This window comes from Pseudomonas sp. V88_4 (genome assembly GCF_029967985.1).
Taxonomy (GTDB): Bacteria; Pseudomonadota; Gammaproteobacteria; order Pseudomonadales; family Pseudomonadaceae; genus Aquipseudomonas; species Aquipseudomonas glycinae.
This window is the reverse complement of sequence record NZ_JASCAF010000037.1, coordinates 35,654-44,214: the sequence shown is the minus strand read 5'-3', so window position 1 is coordinate 44,214 and position 8,561 is coordinate 35,654. Positions and strand designations below refer to the sequence as shown.

Here is an 8,561-nt window from a genome sequence, read left to right as displayed (position 1 = left end):
AGTGGGCCGAATCATTGGCGACAGGGGTCGCCCCGTTCATTGCATCGTCGATTGCAAACCGCGTGACCAATTGAAACCTCGACTTCCATTTGAGGGTCAACGACGAGGAACAACCTGCGCGGGGATGACAGCGCCAGGGTGGTCCCGATCGGCTGCGACTGCCGGGCCTGTAGACACGCGGCAATCTTCTGGCGCCGGGTTTGTGACCCGAAGCGCCGGCGGATAATAACCACGTTTTTTGTTAGGGAGGCAAACAAAATGTAGGAAATTTGCGAAATAAATATCGGACGTTTCCTACCTGATCGAGACGATGGCAAAGCGACAGAGATGTCATTAATGCCGGGAATCCAGCCTCTGTTCCTGGCAGGCGCCGATCGTCGAAACCCCGCGCAAAATGCCGACTGGCCAGCGCAATAGTCACCGCAGTTTCCGGGCGCTAACAAGCGCTAACAACGCATAACTGGCAGTCATTCAGCGGTGAAGGCAGGCTTGAATCTCACCGCTGAACGCCAGGCCACCTGCGAACCTTTTCGGTCGCGGCGCTCAGTCGAACGATGGTTTTGCGAGGGATTCGACCATGGCTGAAGGTTATCGCCACAATTGCCTGTGCGAGGCCGACCGGCTCGGCAACGACGAACTGTATGCCTTGGTCGCGGGCGCCGTGCGCCATGGCCGAAGTGAAGCGCAACAGCTGTTCGCGACGGTGACGCCTTTGCTCATCGCCTTTTACGAAGGACAGGTGCAAGCGGGGCGGATCCGTCGTGAAGACACCGGCGGCCTCGTTCAGCAGGCCTTCAGGACGCTTTATCAGGAACAGGCCGCCCATGACCCGAGCTTTCCGTTTCGCGCCTGGCTGATCGAGATCGCCCGCGCGACCCTGCTCCACAATCTTGGCCATCGCGGCGCTGACGCCGTGGCCGACGCGCTGGCGGGTGCGTCGGCACGCGAATGTCATGAACCCACTCGGGCCACATGAACCGCCCTCCACGCTGTGAAATGCCCTTCAGGGAATGCCCATGATCGATATCGAAAAAACCCTCTACTCCGCGCACACCTGCACCACTGGCGGCCGCGAGGGCACAGGACGCAGTCACGATGGCCGACTGGATCTCAAGCTTTCTCCACCGGGTGCGCCCGGCACCGGAACCAACCCCGAGCAATTGTTCGCCGTGTGCTGGTCAGCCTGTTTCCTCGGCTCGCTGCGCCATGCCTGCAATGCGCGCAAGATCGGTTTTCCGGCCATGGCCGGAGTCGATGCTCAAATCGACCTGGTCCACGGCGAGCACGGGTTCTTCCTGCAAGCGAAACTGGCGGTGTCACTGCCGGACATCGAACCGCAAGTGGCGCAACAACTGATCGACGCGGCACACCAGAACTGCCCCTACTCCAAGGCCACACGCAACAACATCAAGGTCAGCATCACCCTCGCCTGACCAGCCTCCGCCGACACCAAAACACAGCGTCTTCCAACCACACCTTGGTACGATCCGGCGACACCATGGTGCAATAGATCGCGCCCGGGGCTTTTGATGTGATGACGGGAAACCGACAAAAGCCAGGAGTTGCGCATGAACAAGCTGACGACTGCCGCGGGCGCGCCCGTGGTTGATAACAACAACGTACAGACCGCCGGCCCGAGAGGCCCGATGCTGTTACAGGACGTCTGGTTGCTGGAAAAACTGGCGCACTTCGATCGGGAAGTCATCCCCGAGCGGCGCATGCACGCCAAGGGTTCCGGCGCGTTCGGCACCTTCACCGTCACCCACGACATCACCCGCTACACCAAGGCCAGGCTGTTTTCCAGCGTGGGCAAGACCACCGATGTGTTCGTCCGTTTCTCGACCGTCGCCGGTGAGCGTGGCGCGGCGGATGCCGAGCGCGATATCCGTGGATTCGCCATCAAGTTCTACACCGAGCAAGGCAACTGGGACCTGGTGGGCAACAACACGCCGGTGTTCTTTCTGCGCGATCCTTTGAAATTTCCCGACCTCAACCATGCGGTCAAACGCGACCCGCGCACCAACATGCGCAGCGCCCGCAACAACTGGGATTTCTGGACGCTGCTGCCCGAGGCGCTGCATCAGGTCACGATTGTCATGAGCGATCGTGGCCTGCCGCGCACCTACCGCCACATGCACGGTTTCGGCAGCCACACCTTCAGTTTCATCAGCCCGGCGAACGAGCGTTTCTGGGTGAAGTTCACCTGGAAGACCCAACAAGGCATCGAAAACCTGACCGACCAACAGGCCGCGACAGTGATCGGCGATGACCGCGAAAGCGCCCAGCGCGACCTGTACAACGCCATCGAGGAAGGCCACTTCCCCCAATGGAAACTCTACGTGCAAGTGATGCCGGAGCTGGACGCCGAGACCTACCCGATCAACCCGTTCGACCTGACCAAAGTCTGGCCCCACGCGGATTACCCGCTGATCGAAGTCGGCGTGCTCGAACTCAACCGCAACCCCGACAACTACTTCGCCGACGTCGAACAGGCAGCCTTCAACCCGGCCAACGTGGTGCCCGGCATCAGTTTCTCACCGGACAAAATGCTCCAGGCGCGCCTGTTCTCATACGGTGATGCGCAGCGCTATCGCGTGGGGGTCAACCATCACCAGATTCCGGTGAACGCGCCACGCTGCCCGGTCAACAGCTATCACCGTGACGGCCAGATGCGCACCGATTCGAACGCGGGCAGCACAATCGGCTACGAGCCCAACAGCTATGGCCAGTGGGCCGAGCAACCGGATTTCAGCGAACCACCGCTGGCCCTCAAAGGCAGCGCCGGGCACTGGAATCACCGCGAGGACGACGACTATTTCTCGCAACCGGGCGCACTGTTCCGGGCCATGTCGCCCGCCCAGCAAAAGGTTTTGTTTGAGAACACCGCGCGCTCGATTCATGGCGCCAGCGCAGAGTCGAAACAACGACACATCGACCACTGCACCCGGGCAGATCCGGCGTATGGCGCGGGAGTTGCGCACGCCATTGAGGCACTGGGCTGATCTGCAATGACGCTGGCAGGGAGCCGAAACAACAACGCCCGGATTATCCGGGCGTTGTTGTTTGTACGAATCAGTCAGGCAGTGATTCGCGGCTGAAGGCTTGCACCTCCTGTACCAGGCCGCGAGCGGCCATTTCCACCAGTTGCCGGCCTTTTTCCGGCGAAGCCTGGGCCGGGTCCGAGCCCATGCGGCCGTCCGGATGACGAGCGCGGAAATCTGCAGCTTCCCGGATCGGGCCCCAATTGGCGATCTGCGGCGAGTAGTCCGCCGACTTGATGGAATCGGGGTACGCCCACTGGGTCACGGCGATTTCCGAAGGCGTGGCATGAATACCGTGACCAGTCGGGAACTGCTCACGGGCCAGCTCGTTCACGCCTTCCAGATCCCACCAGTTGCACAGCTTCAGGGCGAACCCGGCCTTGCGTCGGGCAAAACTCGCTTCAGCGTACAGCTCCGAAAACGCCGCTTCGATTGACGCGATGTTGCCGCCGTGGCCATTGAGGAAAAAGATCTTTTCAAAGCCGTGGGCGGCCAACGAGCGGGTCCAGTCCGCAATGGCAGCGATGAAGGTCGAAGGCCTGAGCGAAATGGTGCCGGGGAAACCCAGATGATGCTGCGCCATGCCGATGTTGAAGGTCGGGGCGATCAGGATGTCGGCGTTCTTCTGCGCTTCATGGGCGATGATTTCCGGGCACATCCAGTCGGTGCCCAGCAGGCCGGTCGGCCCGTGCTGTTCGTTGGAGCCGATCGGGATGACGATGGTGCGGCTGCGTTCGAGAAATTGGGCGATTTCGGACCAGGTCGATAGGTATAAAAGCATCAGGATTCTCACTCTTCGAAGGTTCCTCGCGGAACGCGGGTGGGTGTTCAGTGCACCTGCAACAGCAGTGTCATTGATACCACCCGCCTCCCTTCGACGACAGAATACGAAGGTATCGGAATCGCCGGAGCGTCCTAATCGCGGACGAGAAATTCACGGGGCGACTCGCCCATCACCCGCCTGAACATGGCACTGAAGGCACTCTGGCTGGCGTAGCCCAGGTCCCGGGCAATCACCCCGACGGATTGCCCCTGGTCGAGCCGGTCGATGGCGGTCGCCAGCCGCACCTGTTGCAGCCAGTGGCGGAAATTCAGGCCGGTTTCATTGACGAACAGGCGAATCAGCGTGCGCGAACTGGCGCCAACCCGGTCTGCCCAATAGCCGATCGAATGGTCTTGTCCGGGGTCCTGCAGAATCGCCTCGCAGACCGTGACCAGTCGCCGGTCGAGCGGCCACGGCACTTCGATCGGCAACGTCCGCGCCGCCTTCAATTCACTGAGTATCAACGCCACGATGTGCGCGTTGCGGCCTTCCTGCGGGTATTCGATCGGCTGCTCGGCCAGGGCCAGAATCAACTCGCGCAGCAGTCCGGAGATCTCCAGTACTTTGCAGTGAGGGCCCAGCCCTGCGCAGACCTGCGGTTCGATGTAGATCGAGCGCATCTTGACCGCGCTGAGCATCAACTGGTCGTGGATCACCCCGGGCGGAATCCACAGGGCCCGCTTCGGCGGAAGGATCCACAACCCGCGCTCGGTGGCCACTCGCATTACGCCGCTCGAGGCATACAACAACTGCCCGTGCCGATGCACGTGCGGTTCGTTGTACTCGCCGGTGGCCTGATCGCGCACCAGCACGGTCATCATCCGCGGCACATCCTGATAGTCGGGATAACGTTCGCTGCGCGGTGCGGACTCACGCCTGGCAATGACCTTGCGCACCTCTCGTTTCATCGGATGGAAGCTCCTGAAAACAGACCTTGATCGTGGTAAAGCTGCGATTGTCACTTTGGCGACAAACCCTGGCATTTGCCATTTCCGGCCCATTGTTAGCCTTGCGCTCATTGTTCATCAATGAGGCCTTCCCCATGGCAATCACCCGCAATCTCTCCGGCCACCAGCAGAGCGTCACGGCGGTGATCGGCCTGCTGATCCTGTCCATCGCCCTGCGTCCGCCGATCATTTCGGTAGGGCCGATTCTGCTGTTGATTCAGCAGCACTTCCAGTTGAGCTACACCCAGGCCGCGCTGCTGACCTCGATTCCCGACGTCTGCATGGGCGTGTTCGCGCTGGTGGTTCCGAGCCTGGCCCGGCGCTTCGGGATCGATCGCAGTGTGGTTGTCGCACTGACGTTGCTAGGGGCCTCGACCTTGCTGCGGGCGCTCTCGCCCAACGCATTCTTCCTGCTCGGCAGTACGTTCTTCGCCAGCATCGGCATTGCCGTCGCCGGCGCGATGACCGGCGCCTGGATCAAGACCCACTTTGCGCAACGCCCGGCGCTGTTCATGGGCATCTACGCCGGCGGCCTGAGCCTGGGCGCGACCCTCGCGGCGGTGTTCAGCGCGCCGATTGCCGAACTGGCGCAGGACTGGCGGGTCAGCGCCGGGTTCTGGAGCGTGCTGTGCCTCACCGCCATCGCCAGTTGGGTGTGGATGGCACGGCGTTTTGCGACACCGGCGCCCGCCGTGAAATCGCCGTCGAGCGCGAGCAAACGCCTGCCCTGGGGCAATCCGCAGGCGTGGCTGATCGCGTTGAATTTCGGGGCCGGGCAATTCGTGGTCTACGCCCTCTTCGCCTGGATGGCGCCAGCGTCGGTGGAAGCGAGCACATCGAGTGTTTCCCCGGGCGTCCTGCTGGGCATTTTTACCGCGGTGTTCGCCGTGGCCAGCGTGGGGGCGGGATTGATTCCGGGCAAGGCCCACGACCGGCGCGGTCTGCTCGGGTTGTCGGGGTTGCTGGCTCTGCTCGGGGTGGGCGGCATGGCGTTCCTGCCGGCGTACTGGCCGATGTTCTACGTGGTACTCGCGGCCATCGGGCTGGGCATGGGCTTCACCGTGGCCATGACCTTGCCGCTGGATCACGCCCGCACCAGCGAACAGGCCGGGTTGTGGACGGTGTTCATGTTGTTCATCGGTTACCTGATCGCCGCGCTCGGGCCGTTGCTGTTCGGCGCCCTGCGCGAATACGCCGGACACTATGGCCCGGCGTACACCTTGCTGTTCGCGGTACTGCTGTTGATGCTCGGCATCACACCCCTGCTCAGGTTGGCACCGGCAACATCGCCGCAGGTGTCCGTTGCCTGAGCCGGGGGTGACAACTCTGCGACGTACACCGGCACGTCGCAGGGTTTCAGTTGGCCGACGCGGCTTTTTCAATCAGCCGGGCCACGGGTGCCGGGTTCGACACCATCACCACGTGCGAGGCGCCCTTGACCACTTCAACGGCCTTGGCATCCGCACGCTTGGCCATGAACGCCATCGCCTGGGGCGGGATGTTCTTGTCCTTGTCACCGTAGATGTACCACGACGGAATGTGCTTCCAGGCCGGCGTTCCGGCCTGCTCGTTCAGCGCCGCTTCGGTGACCGGACGTTGAGTAGCCGCCATCAGCGCCGCTTGTGCAGCCGGGACATCGGCGGCGAACTGGTCGTGGAACTTGCTCTGCTGGATGTACAGGTCCTTGCCGCCGTCGGCCAGCGCAACAGGTGGCGCCAGTGTTGGTCCGAGGGTGCTGCCGGGAAACTTGCCGGCCAGCCCGGCGACGGTTTCACCGGCCTCGGGGGCAAAGGCGCTGACGTAGACCAGCGCTTTGACATTGGCATGATCGTTGGCCGCATCACTGATGACGTTGCCGCCATAGGAGTGACCGACCAGCACCACCGGCGACTGGATGCTGCTCAGCAACGCCGATACCGCTGCGCCATCGCTTTTGACGCCGCGCAACGGGTTGGCGGCGGCGATCACCGTGTAGCCATCCTTCTCGAGAATCTTCGCCACGCCGTTCCAGCTCGACGCGTCGGCGAACGCGCCGTGCACCAGCACCACCGTGGGTTTGGCGGTTTGGGCGAAGGCATTGGCGCCCAGGCACAGGCCCGCAGCGATGCTCAGTGCAATCAGTGTTTTTTTCATGTGGATGTTCCTCGTATGACGGATTCAGGGGGCGTATCGGGTGAAGACAAAATCGTGGTTCTGCACCCGCGCCTGATGGCAGGCAAAGCAGGTCTGGTGCTGGGCTTCGTCGGCGGGTTTGCCGTTGATGAACCGGCCGAATCCCCAGCCACCGGTCGAGGCGTATTTGCGCGAGTCCTTGACCATCACCTGAACGGTGGTGGCCGCCCCCGGAATCGAGGCCGGCTCGAACTCCGGCGACTGCACGTGTTTCCACGCCAGCTTCACCAGCACCGTGCCGTCGGGAAACGGCAGCGTCGCGCTCTGGTAGGCCTTGATCGCCCGGTCATTGCCCAGCACCGCGCGCAGTTCATCCAGTGGCGCAGCTTCCTGGGCCGGGGCAATCAGCGTCCACTGGCGATAGTTTTTCGGCAGCTTCACACCGTAGATCGGCGAGGCATCGCCGTCATCGGCCTCGCCCAACGCGACACCGGTGGCCGCCAGTGCCGCGAGCGCAATCGCCGCTGGCAACACGGCCCAATGGTTGAATCTCATGGTCGGATCCCCTTCGGCCGGCAATCAAAGATGATCGGCATCGATCACTGCCTGGGCGAACGCTTGCGGCGCCTCCTGCGGCAGGTTGTGGCCGATGCCGCCGCCGATCAGCCGATATTCGTACTTGCCGGTGAAGCGTTTGGCGTAGGCCTCGGCCGGTGGATGCGGCGCGCCATTGGCGTCGCCTTCCAGAGTGATGGTCGGCACGCTGATCGAGGGAAATGCCGCGAGTTTTTTCTCCAGCGGTTCGTATTGCGCTTCGCCTTTGATCAGCCCCAGGCGCCAGCGGTAGTTGAAGATCGACACGGCGACGTGATCCGGATTTTGCAACGCGGCGGCGCTGCGGTCGTAGGTCGCGTCGTCGAAGTTCCACTTCGGCGAAGCCAGCTGCCAGATCAGTTTGGCGAAGTCGTGGGTGTTCTTTTCGTAGCCCAGACGGCCACGTTCGGTCGCAAAGTAGAACTGATACCACCACTGCAACTCCGCCGCCGGCGGCAGCGGCGTCTTGCCGGCGTCCTGGCTGCCGATCAGGTAACCGCTCACCGCCACCAGCGCCTTCACCCGCTCGGGCCAGAGCGCCGCGACGATGTCGGCGGTGCGCGCGCCCCAGTCGTAGCCACCGAGTACTGCCTGCCTGATTTTCAGGGCGTCCATGAAGTCGATCAGATCCTTCGCCAACGCCGCCGGCTGACCGTTGCGCACGGTTTTGGCAGACAGGAAACGCGTGTCGCCATAACCACGCGCGTAAGGAATCAGCACCCGATAGCCCTTCTGCGCCAGCGCCGGCGCCACATCGGTGTAGCTGTGAATGTCATAGGGCCAGCCGTGCAGCAGGATAACCACCGGGCCGTCGGCCGGACCGACTTCGGCGTAGGACACGTCAAGCAGTCCGGCCTTGACGTGTTTCAGCGCGCCGAACGAAACATGGGTGCCGGCGGTAATGGCGTCGATCTTGCCGGCGGGCACGTCGGCGGCGCTGGCATATGCCGAGGCGATGCCCAGCGCAAGCGCCAGGATCGAACCGGCGAGCGCGCGCCGGGATGGGGTTACAGCGTTAGAGTCAGTCATGCCGAGTCTCCCTCG

The 8,561-nt window shown here is 62.7% G+C and carries 9 protein-coding genes; 4 read left to right on the top strand and 5 right to left on the bottom strand.

Annotated elements, in window-relative coordinates; all coding sequences use genetic code 11:
• Positions 1-577: 577 nt before the first annotated feature.
• The 3 genes from QLG12_RS14375 to QLG12_RS14365 all read left to right on the top strand — a co-directional run bounded on the left by QLG12_RS14375 (position 578) and on the right by QLG12_RS14365 (position 3,002).
• The gene (locus QLG12_RS14375; protein ID WP_108561390.1) at positions 578-976 is read left to right on the top strand and encodes a hypothetical protein; all 399 of its coding nucleotides are present in this window, start codon (positions 578-580) and stop codon (positions 974-976) included.
• A 40-nt stretch (positions 977-1,016) separates the two neighbouring features.
• A complete protein-coding gene (locus tag QLG12_RS14370) occupies positions 1,017-1,433 on the top strand; it encodes an organic hydroperoxide resistance protein (protein WP_282474760.1) in 417 nt (138 codons plus the stop codon).
• Between the two features lie 135 nt (positions 1,434-1,568).
• Positions 1,569-3,002 carry a catalase gene (locus QLG12_RS14365; RefSeq protein ID WP_282474759.1) on the top strand — a complete coding sequence of 478 codons (1,434 nt, stop codon included), beginning with the start codon at positions 1,569-1,571 and terminating at the stop codon, positions 3,000-3,002.
• Between the two features lie 70 nt (positions 3,003-3,072).
• Here QLG12_RS14365 and QLG12_RS14360 read toward each other — a convergent pair whose 3' ends face one another.
• Positions 3,073-3,822 (bottom strand): creatininase family protein, encoded by a 750-nt coding sequence (locus QLG12_RS14360; protein WP_064595644.1) that lies wholly within the window; start codon positions 3,820-3,822, stop codon positions 3,073-3,075.
• A 134-nt stretch (positions 3,823-3,956) separates the two neighbouring features.
• Complete coding sequence (locus QLG12_RS14355) at positions 3,957-4,772, bottom strand: helix-turn-helix transcriptional regulator (RefSeq protein WP_282474758.1); 816 nt, start codon at positions 4,770-4,772, stop codon at positions 3,957-3,959.
• Between the two features lie 134 nt (positions 4,773-4,906).
• On the opposite strand from QLG12_RS14355, the gene QLG12_RS14350 reads away from it, so the two are divergent.
• Positions 4,907-6,121 (top strand): MFS transporter, encoded by a 1,215-nt coding sequence (locus QLG12_RS14350; RefSeq protein ID WP_282474757.1) that lies wholly within the window; start codon positions 4,907-4,909, stop codon positions 6,119-6,121.
• Positions 6,122-6,167: 46 nt separating this feature from the next.
• Here the strand turns inward: QLG12_RS14350 and QLG12_RS14345 are convergent, their stop codons facing one another.
• The 3 genes from QLG12_RS14345 to QLG12_RS14335 are packed head-to-tail and all read right to left on the bottom strand — an operon-like array spanning position 6,168 to position 8,546.
• Positions 6,168-6,944, bottom strand: coding sequence for an alpha/beta hydrolase (locus tag QLG12_RS14345; protein ID WP_197870771.1), 777 nt, complete (start codon positions 6,942-6,944; stop codon positions 6,168-6,170).
• 24 nt (positions 6,945-6,968) lie between these two features.
• Positions 6,969-7,478, bottom strand: a complete 510-nt coding sequence (locus QLG12_RS14340; protein ID WP_197870773.1) for a cytochrome P460 family protein — start codon at positions 7,476-7,478, stop codon at positions 6,969-6,971.
• Between the two features lie 24 nt (positions 7,479-7,502).
• Positions 7,503-8,546: an alpha/beta hydrolase gene (locus QLG12_RS14335; protein ID WP_282474756.1), complete on the bottom strand. Its 1,044-nt coding sequence runs from the start codon at positions 8,544-8,546 to the stop codon at positions 7,503-7,505.
• Between the last annotated feature and the right edge of the window lie 15 nt (positions 8,547-8,561).

What these genes read in the sequence shown, in the direction of transcription:
- QLG12_RS14340 (WP_197870773.1), bottom strand. Translation starts at nt 7,478, where the DNA reads ATGAGATTCAACCATTGGGCCGTGTTGCCAGCGGCGATTGCGCTCGCG.
- QLG12_RS14360 (WP_064595644.1), bottom strand. Translation starts at nt 3,822, where the DNA reads ATGCTTTTATACCTATCGACCTGGTCCGAAATCGCCCAATTTCTCGAA.
- QLG12_RS14335 (WP_282474756.1), bottom strand. Translation starts at nt 8,546, where the DNA reads ATGACTGACTCTAACGCTGTAACCCCATCCCGGCGCGCGCTCGCCGGT.
- QLG12_RS14350 (WP_282474757.1), top strand. Translation starts at nt 4,907, where the DNA reads ATGGCAATCACCCGCAATCTCTCCGGCCACCAGCAGAGCGTCACGGCG.
- QLG12_RS14355 (WP_282474758.1), bottom strand. Translation starts at nt 4,772, where the DNA reads ATGAAACGAGAGGTGCGCAAGGTCATTGCCAGGCGTGAGTCCGCACCG.
- QLG12_RS14365 (WP_282474759.1), top strand. Translation starts at nt 1,569, where the DNA reads ATGAACAAGCTGACGACTGCCGCGGGCGCGCCCGTGGTTGATAACAAC.
- QLG12_RS14345 (WP_197870771.1), bottom strand. Translation starts at nt 6,944, where the DNA reads ATGAAAAAAACACTGATTGCACTGAGCATCGCTGCGGGCCTGTGCCTG.
- QLG12_RS14370 (WP_282474760.1), top strand. Translation starts at nt 1,017, where the DNA reads ATGATCGATATCGAAAAAACCCTCTACTCCGCGCACACCTGCACCACT.
- QLG12_RS14375 (WP_108561390.1), top strand. Translation starts at nt 578, where the DNA reads ATGGCTGAAGGTTATCGCCACAATTGCCTGTGCGAGGCCGACCGGCTC.